Here is a 17197-nt window from a genome sequence, read left to right on the forward strand (position 1 = left end):
TTCGCTATCGACCGCCGCTGAGGAGCGGCCGACCAAGCAAGGAGCAGCTAACGCGTCGTGATCGCCATGGTTTCTTGCAACAAGCAGCACTCGGTCACCTCCGCAACCGGCAACAGCGGGCCGGAAGCCGCTACTCTCCACGGCTCATGGACTCACAGCAGACCGACACCGGTTCGGATCCACCGCTCATGAGTACGGCGGAGCGATCTGCAGTCTACATCGGCGTTGCAATCGTGTTTGCGGGGCTTGCACCGACGACCTGGTTGCTCGAGCCAACGATTGGCTATCTCATCTCGGCGGGGATGGTGCTCCCCATTTGCTATCTCGGGGTTATTTCGATCACGAGCCGCGGACGGGTGGGCGTGTCCCGCTCAGCCACGCCCGTACTCGGGCTGTTCGTGGCTTACTGGATCGGCCTGGTACTCCAGTTCATTCTCACCGGAAGCGTTTCGATCGTCCCGTATATCGTCCTCACTCCGACTCTAGTCGTCGCCCTCTTTTTCTTCGCCGCACCCATTATCATCAAAGCCCCGCGGTCGTTCCTGCGTGGGTTTGTCGGTGCTGTAGGAGCACTCACCGTACTCGGGATCGTTCTTCTCATCCTGGAACACACCACCAGTGCAAGTTTTCCCTGGACCGGGAACAACGTCTTTGGGCTACCCGGGTACCGGATCGCCTCGATCTACGCCAATCCGAACGCTCTCGGGTTTGTCACCGCCGTAGCGAGTCTGAGTGCTCTCTGGGGCGTTCTCGAAACACGGCGTCCGACGTGGGGGATGGCGTTCGTGGTGGTCTTTGTGGGGTTGGTACTTACGGATGCGACGATGGCGTTAGCTGCGTTTCTGGCGGCCACGGTCACCCTCTTCGTACTCAGAGCGCCTGCTCTCGGCGTCGGATTTGCGGTACTCAGCACGGTCGCGGCCGTCGGCTTCTTGCTGACGGAGGTCGGACTCTCGTATCTGACACTCATCGTTGAGCGAGGCGGCAGCGAGCGCCTCGAGTTCTGGCAGGTCGCGCTTGCGCATGCGGCCGAAACTCCACTCGTCGGCGCTGGTTTTGACCACGAACTCCAAACCCACAACTCGTTCGTCGCAATCGTGTTGAACCTGGGCTATCTTGTCGGCGGCGTCTACATCCTGGCAATTCTCGGCGCGGTGGGTGTTGCCTGGCGCAAGGCACGGACCGGGTCGCCGTGGAACGAGTTCGTCCTTTCGATGCTGGTACTACTGATGTTCCAGATGCTGACAGAATCCTTCACATTGGGTGGTCTATCGACGGAGTCGTGGCTTCTGGCGACGTTTGTCGGCGTCTCACTGCTGTACAGTGCCGACAGCGATGTTTCGTTCCCCGACTCGCTTCACTCGCGGAGACCGAACAGTACAGGCTTGAAACAGTAGCGGCCGCCCAGAACACAACTCCAAATGACACTCAGTGAAAAAATCGCTGCTGGACTGAAAGCCGACTTCCTCTCACAGGTCCTGAAAAATCTCTCCAACGGACTCCTCGTCGTGATCTTGGCACGGTTGCTCTCCCCGGACGCATACGGTCTGCTGTATCTCTCAATCTCGCTGTTTGCTATCGTCACGGTCGTCGGCAAGCTTGGGCTCGGAAAGTCTGCGGCCCGCTATATCACCGAACACGAGGAGACGACGTCCGGCCAGATCCCCCACATCATCGAGACCGTTGGCCTTGTCCTCGTGGGGACGCTTTCTCTCGTCACCGTTGGACTCATCCTCGCCCGTGAACAGATTGCAGTCCTGCTGGGGGAACCGGGGATCGAACCGCTGTTGCTGGTTGGGGGACTCTACGTCATCACCCACGGGGTATTCAATTCGGGGCGAAGCATCTGTCAAGGGTTCAAAAAGATCGAATGGGCAGCCTCTATCGCCCTCGTCGAAGCGGTCGTCCGCCCACTTGTCGCGATTGGGCTCGTTCTGGCTGGACTGGGGGCGGTCGGAGCCCTGGTCGGCTACGTGGTCAGTTCGTTCGTGGCGGCCGCTTTGACGGTTGGTGCCGTCTACTATCTCTACACTACCTCCGAGCGGGGTCGTATCGAGCCTGGGCTTCGCCGCCGACTCATCGAGTATGCGCTTCCGATCACGCTCACGGAGAACAGCAGTACGCTCATGAAACGCGTCGACATCCTGCTGATCGGGGCGTTCCTGACACCACTCGCAGTGAGCTACTACGTCGTCGCAAAGCAGATCATGACGTTTCTGAAGGTTCCAGCGAACTCGCTCGGGTTTGCCATCTCGCCCAGATACAGCGAGCAACTCCACCGCGACAATCTCGAGACCGCCTCCCGGCTGTACGGTGAGGCGCTCACGAGCACGCTTCTGTTCTACGTGCCGGCTGCCGTCGGACTGGTGATCGTCGCGGAGCCGACGCTGCGGCTCCTGTTCGGGCCGGAGTACACCGGCGGGACGATCGTCCTGCAGCTCCTGACGATCTATCTCGTCGTTCAGGCGATCTCTTATATCACGAGCGGTGGGCTGGACTATCTCGGCCGCGCAAAACACCGCGCATACGCGAAAGGCGTGACGGCAGTTGCCAATCTGGGTCTGAACCTACTGTTAATCCCGACCGTCGGGATCGCCGGAGCCGCGATTTCGACGGCCGGAACCTACGCGGTGTACGTCGCACTGAACGTGTATCTCATGCATCTCGAACTCCGTCTCGACTGGTGGGCGATCGGCGCGCGCTGTGTGAAGATCACTGCCGTGACCGGCGTCATGGTGCTTTCCGTGTTGCCCTTTGCGCCTGTGATCGACGGGTTCCTCTCGCTGTTCGCGGTTGTCGCCCTCGGCGGTCTAGTCTGGCTTGTCGCGACCGTGTCGGTCGGCCTGATCGAGAAACAACAGCTACAGTCGCTGGCTCCGATCTGAGCCCGTCCTCAGCACCCCAGTCGCCTCTCTGGGAGGGGGTCGTTGTTACCGGCCGGTTTCGGTTAGCAGATGACGTCGATCCAGGCAGGCCGTAACCGGTCGACGTATGAGAGTGAGGGATGCTTTGTGAGCTGTGCTTCGATCCCTTCGCCCCGATCCCACCAGTTCTCGTGGATTACGTTTAGTCGCACGGGGATCGTCTCTACCGCCAGGATCTGAGCCGCTATGAGCCGGTGGAATCCACATGAATTGAAAATAACCGCTCCGTTACGGCCAATATTGACCGCAATCTGATCGTATCTGTCGACCGGTTGGGTCTGTGATCCAGCGCCCGTGTGATCGGTCTCGATTCCGTTTCGCTTCACTGAGTCGAACAGTTCATCGAGATACGTGCCGTAGCCGTACTCGGTGTAGAACGCTGCCTCGCTTTCGGGGTAGCCGGCCGCCCGCAGTCGCTGGTACGTCAGTTCACTGCTATCGATTACTCCCGTCTGATAGTCGCGTATGAGCCGGTACTTGGGACTCGACGAGAGCGAGACGGCGCGCAGATCCCACTCGCCGGATCTGATGTGGCCGGCGTGGCCGTACTTGGTGAACACGTCGTACTCGACGTAGCTTTCGATTTCGGTTGGCGACACGTCGCAGATCGTCACGGGCGGAAAAACCGAACCTGGCGTGAACAGCTCACAGATCGTGTCCCGTGCGTTCAGTCGGAAGAGATCCCGGTCGATCATAACTGGCCAGGAGACGGTCGCCGACTCCAGACATTCCCTCGTGGCTCCATATGTGCTGACAACTGCTGATCGGTAGAAACATCTGCCGGTTCGTGCCGATCTCGTCTTGTACGTTCGAGTCCGCCACCCGAAACGGTAGGCTAAAGACGGTGAGCGTGACTTTCCTGGATATGACAGCAGTCAGTGTGGTCATTCCGACGTACAACCGGCCGTCTTTTCTCGCGGGTGCGATCCGAACAGCGCTCGATCAGACACATGATGAGTTAGAAGTGATCGTCGTCGATGACGGCTCATCGAGTTCGTACGCCAGCGAGACCGTTGGCGAGTTTCCAGCAACCGTCACCTGTATCGAACACGAGACGAACAAAGGGTTGTCGGCCGCGAGAAACACCGGCATAGCGGCCGCCGATGGGGAGTATATCGCATTTCTGGATGACGATGATCGATGGGCAGAGACGAAACTTGCCGACCAGGTCGTAGCGCTCGAGGCCGCGCCTGAGAGCGGTCTCGCGACCTGTCTTTGCATCTCGGTGTCACCAGACGGTGATCCGATTTACGTCGAATCGAGTGCGCCAAGCGGGGATCTCTCGGATGCTATCCTCCGCAAGAACCTCATCGGATCGCCGTCTCGTGTTCTGGTTCGACAGGAGGCGCTCGATCAGGTCGGTGGCTTCGACGAGACACTCCCCACGAAACAGGACTGGGATCTCTATCTCAGGCTGTGTCAGGAGTGGCATGTCACGGCCGTCCCCGACCATCTCTGTTTTCGAACCGCACACGAGAGTATGTCCAGTTCGCCGGCGGCGATCGAGCGCGATTACGCCGCGGTGCTCAAAAAACACGAGAAGCTAATCCACGAGCGTGGGTACCTCGGCGCCGCGAAGGCGTCGATAGACGAACGCGCGGGACGGGCGTACTTGGGAACCGGCGAGTTGCGGTCCGCCAGGGGGTCCCTGAAACGAGCCCTCGACGCGGAACCGACGAAACGCAGAGCGGCCCTGCTGGCGCTCGCTTACACGCATCCAGCCGTCGCCGACACAGCAATCTCGTTGACACGGTCGCTGCGACTGCTGTTCGGTACCGAGCAGGTCGCTGGGGAAGAGATTGCCGCACAGTTCAAGCACAACGCGATTTGAACTCACGATAACGATAGTTTTACACTACGAAACAAAAGTGAAATAAATAGGATGACCCGCGTCTTTGCCGTACTAAGCCATATTCGAGATACGACCTTCTCATACGAACTCTCGGAGCGGATTGCACTCGCCAGCGATATCGACGTCACTGTCGTCTCGTACTATGACTCCTCCCCTGCGGAGGCCGCTCTCGCCGCCGACACGAACGTCGGGTTGATCCCGCTGGGGGCGGATTCGCGCGCCGATCCGGGCGCGATCCGACGCCTGCGCCGGGTGTTGACCACCGGCGAGTACGACCTCCTTCATACGCACCACAACTTCGTTGGCTCGCTGGCGCGATTGTTGACGCCGCGTGGAAAAGCGATCGTTGACACCGAGCACGCCAACCACAAGGAACACTACTCGCTCCCGCAGGTGTTGGTAAACTTGCCAACGCTTCCGAGAGCGGATCGGATCGTCGCGAACTCGGAGCAGACACTCCGTTCGCTGTACTCGGCCGAACGCCTTCTCACTCGGGACCGGCTTGATGTGATCTACAACGGGATCGATGTCGATCGGATCGACCGGGCCATCGCCACGCCGGACAACCCCTACGAGATCGCTGGGACGCGTCTCACGTGCGTTGGTCGGTTCAGCGAGACGAAAAATCAGTCGTTGCTCCTCCGGGCGTTTGCGTCGATCGCCACCAACGATGACGATATTCGGCTGACGCTGGTCGGGGACGGTCCCTTGCGCAGCGACCTCGAAGCGCTCGCCCGATCACTCGGGATTCGTGATGCCGTCGAGTTCACGGGGTTTATCGATCGAGATGCGGTCTATCAACTGCTCGCGGCGACCGATCTCTACGTGCAGCCGTCGCTCTCGGAGGGATTCTGTATGGCGGTCGTCGAGGCGATGGCCTGTCGCGTTCCCGTCATGGTCAGTGAGATCGACGTCTTCCACGAGGTCGTCGGCGACGCCGGCGTTTTCGCGAATCCGCGCCGTCCCGAGGCGTTTGCAGGACAACTTTACGACCTGCTTGAGGATACCGACCGTGCAACGGCCCTCGCCGATCGGGCGTTCGAGCGGGCACGGACCCGGTTTCCCCTCGAGAAGACCGCCACGGAGTACCGCAGACTGTACAGAGACCTCGCCGACGGCCACCCAAAACCATGAGCCCGGAACTCACCCGGGATGGGGAGGGAAACAGCAGACCATCGACGGGTGCGAAGGGGACGGTCGTGGAGTTCTTCGGCGTGCCGGGCGCTGGCAAGTCAACGATCGCCCACCACGTCGGGCAACGACTCGCGGCCGACGGGTACTCGGTCGCCGAGCCGACCTACACGCTGGTCCACGACAGGACGCGCATTCGACGATATCTCGCAAAGATGAGGTACGCTGTGTCGACGACCGCCCGTCGGCCGGACCGGACGCTTTCGAGCGGGCGGCTGCTTGCAGCGACGGCCCAACCGACACACTCTACGACGGGAAAGCTGCTGTTCAACTGGTTGTTCGTACAGGGCGTGGTCGATGCCCACCGGGGTGACGGCGTCCGACTCCTCGATCAGGGGCTCTGCCAGGCCGTATGGTCAGTTGCACTGCGTGCTGACCACGATCGTCTCATGGAGCTGTCTGAACGGGCCGTAAACGCCCTGTCGCGGACAGGATCCGCCCACATCGTCATCGTCGAGATCACACCGGAGACGGCGCGTAACCGGCTCGCGGCACGGGCGACCGATGAGAGCCGCGTTTCGCCGACCGAAGCGGATGGAACGATCGTCGACGCCTTCGAGTGTAAAGCCAGGGTCGAGAAGGCGATCGTCGCTGCAGCCGCTGACGAGCCGACGATCGACATCGTTCGTGTTCGAAACGAAACGAGCGCGGATCTCGAACGGAGCACGGGCGAGCTCTACGAGGCACTGACGACCACCTCGGCCTGACTCATCGTGTCCCGGCAGCGACAGTTGCGTTCGATGGGGCCGACGGGAGGTGTCAACCCTGATCCGGCGGGACAGAAACACGAGCGACGAAAGGTGCCTCCGCTGTCGCAGGGGGTGTCAGGACTGGGTGAGTTGCTGGAGTGTCTCCGTAACAGCAGCAACGGTCGTCCGCCAGTCGTAGTTCGGTGTAACGCCGCCATCCCCTCGCAGTGGGTGTGAGAGTTGTGTTCGGATTTCGGCAGCGAACCCCGAGACATCGCCGACGGGCACCACGGCGCCACCGTCCCCGACAACCGAGGCGACCTGCTCGAGGTCCGAACAGACGACGCGCGTTCCGGACGCCATCGCTTCGAGGACCGTTCGTGGGACGCCTTCGGCGCGACTCGGTAGGACGAGCACGTCCGCCGAGCGATAGATCCGGGGCATCTCGTCGTACGGGACGTGACCGAGAAAGGCAACGCTGTCGCCGACCGTCTCGCTCGCCTGCCGCTCGAGTTCGTCGCGCAACGGCCCCTCGCCACAGAAGTACACCCTCAGCTCGGGGTAGTCCTCACGAACGGCCGTAACGGCATCGAGGACGTCCTGTGGCCGTTTGCCCTCGACCAGTCGGCCGACGAACAACACTACCGGCCCATCCGCATCGATCAGTTCGCTCGTCGGCCCCTCCGGGGTAAAGCGCTCGGTGTCGATGCCGTTCGCGGCGACCGTGATCTCCGTCTGGACGCCGAACTCGCGGAGCCGTCGTTTATCGACGTCCGTATAGCAGAAGACGGTGTCCGCCTGGTTGAACGTCCACCGCCCGATCGTCTTCAGATACCACTCGAACACTCGTTCCGGGGCGGTCTGGGAGTAGAGGCCGTGATTAGTAATGGCGAGTGGAACGTCTCCGAGCCACCGTTTCAGTGCCGCCAGGTTCGTCGAAAAGTACAGATGCGAGTGGGCATGGACGACGTCGAACCCGGCAGCGTTTTTCAGATACCGAGCGACACCGGCTGAGATCTCGTTCCCGAGCAGCGTTACTGACGGGTCGTACCGGACGACGGTGTATCCATCGCGCTCTTCGACGTGTGGCATATCGGGGTCGCGGCGGATCGTCAGTACCGTGACGTCGTGTCCCATCGCTGCTTGGTCGCGACTCAGCGCGTGGACGTGGTAGGCACCGCCGCCTTTCACATCCGGGTATGTGGTCTGTGCGACCCGAAGAATTCGCATCTGCTGGTCTGTCGTGGATGGCTCGTCTGTCATTGATCCGGTCTCACTTGCTCTATCGGTCAGCGGTAGGCGTCGGAACTGGACTAGGTCTTAAATTCATCTGACCTGTGAAAAAATCATCGACTCTCTATTAGTGATTGTACGGGCAGGGGCGGTGATCGAGTGTTGGCCGTCGGGTAGGTCGACTCGCTGTGCCATCATCGGTGCCGCTCGGGGTCCTCGTTAGTACGCCGGAGCTGTAGCGTAAGTGGTATGAGATCCGTGACGACCAGCCAGAGCTGCAGGCAGACGAGTTTGATATCGAACCAGAGTGACCGCCGTCGCACGTACTCGAGGTCGTACTCGAGTTTCGTCTCGGGTTCGAACCCGGTGACGTCGTTGATCTGGGCGAGTCCGGTCAGCCCCGGTTTGACGAACCAGCGTTTCGGCCACTCGAGGCCATCGGCCATGAGCTCGCGATCGATCGCGGGCCGCTCAGGCCGCGGGCCGACGACGCTCATTGCACCGGAAAGAATCGAGAACAGCTGTGGAATCTCGTCGAGGTGAGTTTTCCGAAGCCAGTGGCCGACCTTCGTTACCCGAGGGTCTGTCTCGCCGGCGTCCTCTCGGCTCAGCTGAACACCGTCGGCTTCCGCGTTCGGATCCATGCTCCGAAACTTCACGAGCGAGAACGTCTCGCCAAACAGAGACGTTCGGGTCTGTTTGTACAGGATTGGCCCCGGAGAATCGAGTTTGATCGCCACCGCGATACCCAGGATCAGCGGTGACAGTACAACGAGGCCAGCCGCTGCGAACGTGACGTCGAACACCCGCTTGATCGCCCGGCTGTGCCACGGCCATGGCGCAAGATCGACGCGCACCAGTGAGTCGCCGACTCGCTCGTCACTGCGGACTCGCGTTGACAGTGATTCGTGAGCAAGGACCTCCACACCATGGTCACGACACGTACGGAGCGCGCTGAAACACGTTTCGCGGTCGGCCACCGAGAACGCGAGCGCGACGGTATCGACGTCATGGGTCCGGAGGACGCGCTTCAGCTGGGCGGGATCACCGAGGCGCTCGATACGGCGGTCCGGGACTTCCCGATCGACATCGAGCCTTCCTCCGTCGGTTACGACGGCCGACTCGTCGTCGGTCGGCGACGGAGACTCCGACTGGGCTGAAAACGTTATTTCGATTGGTCGGTCGGACAATACCGGCGAGAGAAACCCGACCGGTGTCGTCGGCACCGATCGAGTCGCCGACTTGAGCAACCGCGGCTCGTCGCCGACGACAAGGATACGATGGGATCGAGTCCGACGCCGACAGACACGATACCAGGCCGGTAGGGCGACAACGAGGAGGCCACCAGTTGCAAGGGTCGTCGTCACTGGCGGTACACCGGGGACGCCCACGGCTGCAAAGCCGATGAGCACGAGACAGGCGAGTCCGACCTGTTGGCCGGTCTGTCTGAGCACTGCTGGCGTCGACCGGGGTTGGGAGGTATACAGCGGGATGAGCGCAACGCCAACAGAACCACCGATGAACGCAACCGGGGGAACGACCTGTTCCGTGACCGGCCCCGGTATCGTAAGAACGGACGCTACAAACCCTGTAATAACCGCAATCACCACCGTCCCGAGGGCTGCGGTACGCCGGTAATCACAATCACGCAGCATTTAGTATAATGATATCATAGAGTATTCAATTAAAGCTTGTTGGAATGGATCTTGAAATCGAATCGAACGGCGTTGGTCGGTACTCTCCTTAGGATTTTCCGTTCTACCGTCTCGATCCGAAACAACGGCACCGACCGGTTCTGTACTCTCGCCCAAGAGCGTGGCATTTCCGAGGAGGAGCGAAGCAGTTCGGAGGACAGTCCCAGCAGTATCGAGGAGCCAGTGAACTACCCCACCTACCGCGCCCGGGCTTACCCAGCTCTCGGTTGTTGAGGGTTGGGGTTCCTGGTTCTGTGTCAGAACGTGCAGGAGCAAGTCCCACAGCATCCACGAGAGCTTTGCTCTCGTGCGGCCCGGCAGAATCGAAGGTTCTGCGGATGGTTCCAGACTCCGCAGTCGACTTCGCTCTGGGGTGGTTCGGAGTGTCCCACTTCTACCGAATGGACACTCGACCACAACCGCCGTTGCATGCTTGTTCTCGTTCGAAAGATCGGACGTCTTTCGTGATGACGAAACGGCGTAGCCGTTTCGAACCACGTTTGGACAACAGTGACATCCTCGCCCGCCGTAAACGGCGGGATTCTCTCGCTGCGTAAAGATAGGGGTGTGGTGAGCATCGTACTGCCCTCTTTGATCGCATAGGTGGCAAAGACATTAGATAGAATATATGAATATCGTGCGGGCGGTGTATTCTCTCCCTGCTCGCTCCGCCCGCTGAGGAAGGGGCTTACCGCCCTTAATTCAGCTAACGAAGATTTTTCAAGGTGTACGCGAAACCCAGGGTATGGCCAACGAGAGCGAGTCTCGAGGCGACGACACTGGCGTCGAAATCCTGGAGGACGACGGCGACTCCTCCGACCGGTTTGGAGAGACGATGGACTATCTCGACCAACGACAGGAGGCGACCGAGGCGGCAGCGCAGATCAATCGCCTGACTGCAGTTCTTCGAATGAAGGGGATTGTCTCGAAAGCCGAAGCTGAGTACATCAAAACCGGGCAACTGGACAAAGAGAAGCTCTTTGCGGAGATCACGTACGAGGAGATGGAGCCCTTCCTGCTCGAAATGAACGAGCAAGGGACGTTCTCGGAGGAGGAGCTTGACCAGTGGAAAGCGTTTCTGGGAACCGAGTAAGCTCGATTACGCGGTTACTGACCCAGATCCGATAATAGATCAACCCCATCTCTCCACTGCTTCTTGCCGGCACCTCCGTTGGTTGGACCGCCATCGAGAGCAGAAAACCGACACGTCTCCGACGTATCTGCCGTTCACAGAGCTTCTACCCTCCGTTTTCCCGCCGATTGGCAGCGTTCGAAACGGGCTTCTTTTCTAATGCAGGACGGATTATTCATACCTCGAAGTTAGCAGCCCAAAAGTATATATGATGAGTTATGAAAATATAAGGGAGTGACGACGCCTTGGTAGCTGTCCTCTCCGAGGGAACGCGACTCCTCTTTCCGGTGGTGTACGTACTGTTCTTTCTGGGCACGCTCGGGATTCTGGCGGTCGCTCGCCGTCGATACGCTCGAGAGGTCTGGCTTGCAGGCTTTTTTACGACGCTGCTGGCGGTCACGCTGGTGGGCATGCCGCTGTTGCCGGTCGTCGATATGCATAAGTTCGCCCAGCCGTCCGAGGAGGAAGAAACCTACTACGAGATCCGGATGGTCGACGCGTCGGGCGAGGAGCTCCGGGTCGACGACCGTGCGACGCCGCCGGTGACGGGGACGCGAACGTCGACGGTCGGCGGGCAACTGGCCGACGAGTACACCGATGACCAGCGCCTCGAGATGAGCGAGTTCTACCTCGAAAACGCCAGGGAATACCGCCAGACGGTTGAGGCCGGCGAGCGGTCGGTGACCGACCGGCTCCAGCCGCCGCGGTACGTCGACGACCGGGCCTGGACCGCCGCCGAACTCGAGGAGTACGAGGCGTTCGAGGCGATCCGGATCTACGAGCACACGGTGGTTTACAGCGACGACAACACGGCGATCGACTCGACCGAGGAGCGGCCTCGGGTGACGATCGATCCGACCGACGGCACGGTTACCGAACACGAGGAGAGCCGATGAGCGCGTTCGTCAACTACGTCGCCGACGACGCACGCGGGTCACCGCTGAACCTCGCCGTCGTCCGCGTCCTGCTCGGGATGTACGTCATCTGGCGCGTGCTCTCGCTCGAGTGGGCGGCCTACGGCGAGTGGCCGGACTTCCACGTCGACGAGACGATTGGCTTCCTCCACCAGGATCTTTTCTTCGCGCTGTTGCCCTACCAGCAGTGGGTCGTCGCCGCCCTGTTGGTGCTGTTTATCGTCGGCTATCGGACCCGCTGGACCGGTGGCCTCGCAGCGCTGTTGGTGATGCATATGCTGTCGGTCAAAGCAACGATCTACCTTGCGGGGACTGTCGAGTCGCTGTTCGTCTGTGCGTATCTGCTTCTTCTCTTTGCATTGTTCGCCGAGGACGACCCGCTGTCAGTCGACGGCTTTCGCCGGACGGACGAGCGCTCGCTCGCGGAGCTGAACGCCGTCCTAACCGACGGAGCCGACCGGGTCTACCGGCTGCGTGCACTCAAGTGGGGGCTACTCGCAGTCGCGATCATCTACGTCGGGTCGGCCTGGGGGAAGGCGCTGAACGGCCCGCTCGAGATCTGGCTCTCGGGTGCCGAACTCCAGCGGGACATCCTCTTTTATGGCGAACTGACCGGCATCGACCGAGCGCTCGGCGCCCCGCTCGTCGAACACGAGTGGCTCGCCTGGGTCGGGTTCGTCGGGACCGCGCTGGTCCAGATCTCGCTGTTCGCTGCCGTCGTGCTCGGGGTTTCGGTGACGCTTCCGATCCTCGGGATACTCGGCTTTCACGTCTCGGTGATCCTCACGCTGGGGCTGTACTTCATCGACATGCTCCTCGTCCTCTCGCTGTTTGCCGCCTGGGATNTCGGTTCGGGTCGGCTACGACGACCACTGGTCGGGCTGTGTGCGAACGCTCGCTGTCCTGGCTCATCTCGACGTCACCGACTCGGTGGAGTTCGTCCCGCAGTCGGATGCGCCGCCGGCGCTGACCGACCGTGCGGCGGGACTGGTGCTCATCCGGGACGGGACGGGCTACCGTGGCTACGAGGCGGGCCGCCAGCTGTTGAGCCAGTTTCGGCTCTGTGCCCCACTGGCGGTCGCGATGGCGACACCGCCGGTCAGAGCGCTGGGAACGCGACTCTATGCGGCGGCGGCCCCCGCCCGGACTCGATCCCTCGGCAGCGAGACCGACTGACGTCCCCGGATACGCCAGTCGGAGCCTGGACTCGGTCCTGGACGTATGAGGCAGCCATAGGCCGCCCAAACCGGGTGGAGTCGACGCATCAGGTCCCGTCTCGTCGGCGAAACCCGGTAAGCGCCGCAAGGGACGCGGGTTCATCGCTGCTCCGACCGGCGAGGGAGGTGTTCGTTGTGGGCGCCCTCTCTGGGTATTCCCCAGCAGCAGCCGGCCACCCGAGAGCCGCTCGGGTGAACGCTCACGACCAGGAATCTGTCTGCCATACATAAAGGCACTGGTCGGTCCGTCAGACGTACATCTATATATATCATCTCAGTATTTCTCCGATTGGAATATGTCAGAGAACTCGTTAAATCGACGACGGTTCGTAACGATCGCTGGTACCGGTGCTGCGGTCGCCCTGGCCGGGTGTGGCGATGAGGAGGAAGAAGAGGAGGACCTGGAGGACGATCCCGAAGAGAACGGTCTCGACGAGAACGGCGATGACGACCTCGAGGACGAGGACGATCTCGAAGACGACGATGACGACGACCTCGAGGACGAGGACGATCTCGAAGACGACGATGACGACGACCTCGAAGATGACGACGAGGACGATGCCATGGATGACGACGAGGACGACCTCGAAGAGGACGACGACGCCATGGACGACGACGAAGAGGACGGCCTTGAGGAGGACGACGACCTCGACGAGAACGGCGACGATGACCTCGAAGACGACGAGGATGACGTCGAGGACGAAGCCCTCGACGAGAACGACGACGCCTTCGACGACGAGGACGAATAACCACTAGAGCCCCTCTCAATTCACGGCCGCCGTGTTAGGGGGGCTACGCGGCTGCAGATTTCTGACGTGGTAACCAGGGAGCTTCTCGAGTCGAGACGGGAGTCGGTCCATCCAGAGCGACCACTGCAGGGCAGGATTACCAGAGGATGAGTCATCCCGACGAACAGACGGCGGACCGAAGGAGTGGCTGGCGAGTGTGCTCGCTCTCTGTAGTGACTCTTCGCGCTCACTTGCGGACGGGCCGAGACACCACGCAGCGGCTGATCGACCGAGGCGTCGCGGGTCGAACACAGTGGTATCGGTCGTCGACACTCTCGCTCAGTATTGCAGCGATGGGATGAGGGAAGGAAGCGCGCAGTGGATCGGTCCATCGCACGCCGCCTGTATCTTTCAGGCCTAGTCGTTTAAATTTCACGGTTTCTCGCCGAGATGGTGAGTCACTGCGAAAGTCGGTGTGCTTCAGGCGAGAGAGTGGCGCTGGGAGGCGACCGGGGTTGGGGAGCTCGTCGACGCTACCTTATCCGACGGGAGCCTGGTCACCGGCACGGGCCCGCTCAAGCCGACTCGGTACGGCTGATTGCGCGGGTGGAGTGATGGGTTCCGGCCGCGAGCTGCGGTGTGTCCGTGACGGTCCCCACGTGGGTTGGAGGGGCCCTTTTGTCCGTGTTGGGCCGACAGCGGGGATGGACAGCCACAACGCGTTCGCCAGCCTGGCTGACACGGATCGCCGACAGATCGTCACGAAGCTGCTCGGGGCCGGTGGCCACTCCACGGTGGGCAGCCTGACCGACCGGCTCGCCGCTCGCCGGCGTACTCACACCGCCAATCTCGAGCGCGAGCACGAGCGTGCCGAGTTCCAACTGATCCACAACCATCTCCCGCGGCTGGCTGATCGGGGCGTGCTCGCGGCCGACCGCGCGAGCGGTGCGGTCGTCCGGCAGAAGGCCGCCGCCCTCGAGTCGTCGCTGCCCGACTCGACGCGAACACGGTCAACGCGGCTCGATCCGGAGGCGGCGCTTCGAGACGGCGCTCGGGATTTGCGGTGGGTCGCCAAGAGAGTACAGTTCGTGTGCTCTGAACGGAACTCTGCCGGGCCAAAGCAGAGCTTCCGTGGACCTCATACTCGAGTGAGTGCTCGATCGTACCGAGCCATGAGGGGAGTTCAGAGAGTTTTGCACAGCGGATCTATAGGAACGCTCCGGTACGTGAAAGGACAACGACGTTCGTTGGGCGTTCGCTGTCTGTCTCCAGGGGGTGTAAAAATCAACCAAATCTGCTGGCGGGGGTATGATCGGACCAGTGATCAGCCGTTACTAACATAGTGCTCTCTATTTAAGTGTGAAATTGCTTGAATGTATCTTAGAGTTTATGTTCAAAGTGGCATCAATCGCACAAGTATTTCCCAATATGCTTTGGGATTAGGACTATCGGACAGTACACTAGACATGACTTATGCACAGACGAACTATTCTAACTGGGTCTGGTGTTGTGGTTTCTGCAACTCTTGCCGGGTGCTCTCAATCACCTGCTGACGATGAGTCGGAGAGTGAGGGTACAGACGATGACGAAGACAACGGATCTACCGACGATTCTGGAGGGGAACTCGAGAGTGATGAGGAAGACGACGAAGAGTCAGATGACGGATCTGAAACTGAAGATGAGGAACTCGAGGAACCAGGAGAGGACGAAGAACAACCCCCGGAGGCAGAAGAAGACGAACCCGAAGAAGATGGGCCCGAGGAAGGAGACGAGACAGAAGAAGACGATGAGGAGCCCGCTTCCGAAGAGGAGGGTGAAGACTCTGAGGAACAACCTGACGGGTCTGAGAACGAAGACGATGAGGACGCTGGATCAGAAGACCAAGACGAAGAGTCCGATGAGACAGAAGACGAGGAGTCGGAAACGGAGGACCCAACCGAAGAGTCCGAGGAGGAGCCAGCGGACCAAAACGAAGAGTCCGAAGAGGCGTCCGAACCAGAAGAGCAGGACGAAGAAGACGAGGACCCTGAAGAAACAGGCGACGGAGAGGAGGCCCAAGACGAAGAGTCCGAAGAGGCATCCGAACCAGAAGAGCAGGACGAAGGAGACGAGGACTCTGAAGAAACAGACGACGGAGAGGAGGACCAAGCGGAATCGGAAGAGGAGACCGAGTCAGAGGACCAAGACGAGGAGTCCGAAGAGGCCTCCGAACCAGAAGAGCAGGACGAAGGAGACGAGGACTCTGAAGAGACGGACGAGGAAGAGGAGTCCCAAGACGGGGAGGAATCAGACGAGGGAGAGGAGACCCAAGATGAGGAAGAGTCAGACGAGGGAGAGGAGACCGAGTCGGAAGAGCAGGACGAAGAAGGCGAGGACTCTGAAGCGACAGACGACGAAGAGGATAGTGACGAGAGTGGGGACGGCAGTGATGAGGACACGGAAGGGGACGGAGCGGATGACTCCGATGAGGGCGAGGAAGGAGACACGGACTCGGATGAAGACGGCGGCGACGAGGAGAGCGAGGAAGACGACTCCGTTGAAGACACTGGTAATGGAGTCCCGCCCGAAGACATGGAGGGACAGATTCAGTACACCGATGCAGAGGACGAAGAGGTGCTTGAGGTTACCGACCACGGGATAGAGTGGGCCGATTCCGATGTACAAGACGATTGTCTGATCAACTATTCGCTTGAAAATGTGTCCGACTCCCAAGAGATGAATCTTCATTACGCAGGGGAACTGCTGGATGAAAACGGCCGAGTGATTAGTAATATGGATGATATGGTGTTTTTGGCGCCTGGTGAGGCTTCAAGTGGCCATCTTGAAGCATACGGATGCGATGAGGCAGCTGATTACCGGATTTCGCTCAGCATCGCCCACCGCAGTGACGTATCCGATTAGAGCGATCTGACCGGTACGACTGATGGTGGCTCCCTCATCGGATTCCAAGCCATCCCGTCGACTACGTTGAGCAGTGTATTTCGCGGTAAGTTTGACGGCCGTATCCACTCCCCAGGAGAGCCGGTCTCGAGTCGGCCCACCACACCGCGACACACGTCCCGGTAAAAATACCCACGAGCCGTGACTGGCGGTTCGATACTACCACTTCCTCTAGCCAAAGGGCGACGCGAGACTGCTTGGACACCAACCTTACAGAACCATGAGGCTAGTCGGGGAAGAGAACCTGTCGTTGTCATCAATATCGGGTGTATCAAGCACTGCCTGGATCTCATCGAACCGTTCGCCTCGTTCTATCATCTGTGTCTCCGGATTCCAGTGGATGTACCCCAGATCATCCAGTTTGGGAAGGTGGTTGTGATACAGTAGGATTCGGTTTTGTTCCCACTGACTAGCAACTGTCTGGTTCTCATCGGCGAGACTGTCGAAACCGATGCCGTCCTCGTGCTCAAGGAGAGTGCTCAACACCTGCCGCCGGAGAGCCTTCAATAAGGCTCTGGAAGCCTCATCTGACATAAGATACCATGGCGCTCGGAAGGGAATAGCTCGCAGGCCTGCACGTGCGAAACCGAGCTTATAGTGTGAAGCAGGCGCAAAACCCACGACTTCAGTCGTGGGATACGCGCCGTGAGCTTGATTGGTCAACCGACCGTAACGGTCGTTGT

General features: G+C 60.2%; 15 protein-coding genes. 11 read left to right on the top strand and 4 right to left on the bottom strand.

Going from position 1 to position 17197, the window contains the following annotated elements; all coding sequences use genetic code 11:
- Window positions 1-146 precede the first annotated feature (146 nt).
- Window positions 147-1397 (top strand): hypothetical protein, encoded by a 1251-nt coding sequence (locus C491_RS16810; protein WP_005558427.1) that lies wholly within the window; start codon window positions 147-149, stop codon window positions 1395-1397.
- A 24-nt stretch (window positions 1398-1421) separates the two neighbouring features.
- Complete coding sequence (locus C491_RS16815; protein WP_005558429.1) at window positions 1422-2885, top strand: flippase; 1464 nt, start codon at window positions 1422-1424, stop codon at window positions 2883-2885.
- A 62-nt stretch (window positions 2886-2947) separates the two neighbouring features.
- Here C491_RS16815 and C491_RS16820 read toward each other — a convergent pair whose 3' ends face one another.
- On the bottom strand, window positions 2948-3619 hold the full coding sequence (locus tag C491_RS16820) for a hypothetical protein (protein ID WP_005558432.1): 672 nt from the start codon (window positions 3617-3619) through the stop codon (window positions 2948-2950).
- 170 nt (window positions 3620-3789) lie between these two features.
- Here C491_RS16820 and C491_RS16825 point away from each other — a divergent pair, with 170 nt between their 5' ends.
- The 3 genes from C491_RS16825 to C491_RS16835 are packed head-to-tail and all read left to right on the top strand — an operon-like array spanning window position 3790 to window position 6674.
- Window positions 3790-4755, top strand: a complete 966-nt coding sequence (locus tag C491_RS16825) for a glycosyltransferase family 2 protein (protein WP_049892195.1) — start codon at window positions 3790-3792, stop codon at window positions 4753-4755.
- 51 nt (window positions 4756-4806) lie between these two features.
- Window positions 4807-5910: a glycosyltransferase gene (locus C491_RS16830; protein ID WP_005558436.1), complete on the top strand. Its 1104-nt coding sequence runs from the start codon at window positions 4807-4809 to the stop codon at window positions 5908-5910.
- Window positions 5907-6674 carry an AAA family ATPase gene (locus C491_RS16835; protein WP_083909374.1) on the top strand — a complete coding sequence of 256 codons (768 nt, stop codon included), beginning with the start codon at window positions 5907-5909 and terminating at the stop codon, window positions 6672-6674. The genes C491_RS16830 and C491_RS16835 overlap by 4 nt, the downstream gene beginning before the upstream one ends.
- 117 nt (window positions 6675-6791) lie before the next feature.
- On the opposite strand, the gene C491_RS16840 is transcribed toward C491_RS16835, so the two are convergent.
- Window positions 6792-7886, bottom strand: coding sequence for a glycosyltransferase family 4 protein (locus C491_RS16840; RefSeq protein ID WP_005558441.1), 1095 nt, complete (start codon window positions 7884-7886; stop codon window positions 6792-6794).
- A 197-nt stretch (window positions 7887-8083) separates the two neighbouring features.
- Window positions 8084-8746, bottom strand: coding sequence for a sugar transferase (locus tag C491_RS23835; protein ID WP_241431350.1), 663 nt, complete (start codon window positions 8744-8746; stop codon window positions 8084-8086).
- A gap of 72 nt (window positions 8747-8818) precedes the next feature.
- On the opposite strand from C491_RS23835, the gene C491_RS23840 reads away from it, so the two are divergent.
- The 6 genes from C491_RS23840 to C491_RS16875 all read left to right on the top strand — a co-directional run bounded on the left by C491_RS23840 (window position 8819) and on the right by C491_RS16875 (window position 16475).
- Complete coding sequence (locus C491_RS23840; RefSeq protein ID WP_005558445.1) at window positions 8819-9049, top strand: hypothetical protein; 231 nt, start codon at window positions 8819-8821, stop codon at window positions 9047-9049.
- A gap of 1279 nt (window positions 9050-10328) precedes the next feature.
- Window positions 10329-10676 (top strand): hypothetical protein, encoded by a 348-nt coding sequence (locus C491_RS16850; RefSeq protein ID WP_005558447.1) that lies wholly within the window; start codon window positions 10329-10331, stop codon window positions 10674-10676.
- 284 nt (window positions 10677-10960) lie between these two features.
- Window positions 10961-11611: a hypothetical protein gene (locus C491_RS16855; RefSeq protein ID WP_005558449.1), complete on the top strand. Its 651-nt coding sequence runs from the start codon at window positions 10961-10963 to the stop codon at window positions 11609-11611.
- 1531 nt (window positions 11612-13142) lie between these two features.
- Window positions 13143-13595, top strand: a complete 453-nt coding sequence (locus tag C491_RS23000) for a hypothetical protein (RefSeq protein WP_005558453.1) — start codon at window positions 13143-13145, stop codon at window positions 13593-13595.
- 683 nt (window positions 13596-14278) lie between these two features.
- Window positions 14279-14917, top strand: a complete 639-nt coding sequence (locus C491_RS24410) for a DUF7344 domain-containing protein (protein ID WP_449289271.1) — start codon at window positions 14279-14281, stop codon at window positions 14915-14917.
- 130 nt (window positions 14918-15047) lie between these two features.
- On the top strand, window positions 15048-16475 hold the full coding sequence (locus C491_RS16875; protein WP_005558457.1) for a hypothetical protein: 1428 nt from the start codon (window positions 15048-15050) through the stop codon (window positions 16473-16475).
- A 249-nt stretch (window positions 16476-16724) separates the two neighbouring features.
- Here the strand turns inward: C491_RS16875 and C491_RS16880 are convergent.
- A partial coding sequence (locus C491_RS16880) for a DUF7344 domain-containing protein (RefSeq protein WP_241431354.1) occupies window positions 16725-17197 on the bottom strand: 473 nt, incomplete at its 5' end.

Source organism: Natronococcus amylolyticus DSM 10524, from assembly GCF_000337675.1.
GTDB lineage: Archaea > Halobacteriota > Halobacteria > Halobacteriales > Natrialbaceae > Natronococcus > Natronococcus amylolyticus.

Coding starts and splice junctions, on each gene's coding strand:
- C491_RS16810 (WP_005558427.1), top strand. CDS start 147: ATGGACTCACAGCAGACCGACACCGGTTCGGATCCACCGCTCATGAGT.
- C491_RS16815 (WP_005558429.1), top strand. CDS start 1,422: ATGACACTCAGTGAAAAAATCGCTGCTGGACTGAAAGCCGACTTCCTC.
- C491_RS16820 (WP_005558432.1), bottom strand. CDS start 3,619: ATGATCGACCGGGATCTCTTCCGACTGAACGCACGGGACACGATCTGT.
- C491_RS16825 (WP_049892195.1), top strand. CDS start 3,790: ATGACAGCAGTCAGTGTGGTCATTCCGACGTACAACCGGCCGTCTTTT.
- C491_RS16830 (WP_005558436.1), top strand. CDS start 4,807: ATGACCCGCGTCTTTGCCGTACTAAGCCATATTCGAGATACGACCTTC.
- C491_RS16835 (WP_083909374.1), top strand. CDS start 5,907: ATGAGCCCGGAACTCACCCGGGATGGGGAGGGAAACAGCAGACCATCG.
- C491_RS16840 (WP_005558441.1), bottom strand. CDS start 7,886: ATGCGAATTCTTCGGGTCGCACAGACCACATACCCGGATGTGAAAGGC.
- C491_RS23840 (WP_005558445.1), top strand. CDS start 8,819: ATGGTCACGACACGTACGGAGCGCGCTGAAACACGTTTCGCGGTCGGC.
- C491_RS16850 (WP_005558447.1), top strand. CDS start 10,329: ATGGCCAACGAGAGCGAGTCTCGAGGCGACGACACTGGCGTCGAAATC.
- C491_RS23000 (WP_005558453.1), top strand. CDS start 13,143: ATGTCAGAGAACTCGTTAAATCGACGACGGTTCGTAACGATCGCTGGT.
- C491_RS24410 (WP_449289271.1), top strand. CDS start 14,279: ATGGACAGCCACAACGCGTTCGCCAGCCTGGCTGACACGGATCGCCGA.
- C491_RS16875 (WP_005558457.1), top strand. CDS start 15,048: ATGCACAGACGAACTATTCTAACTGGGTCTGGTGTTGTGGTTTCTGCA.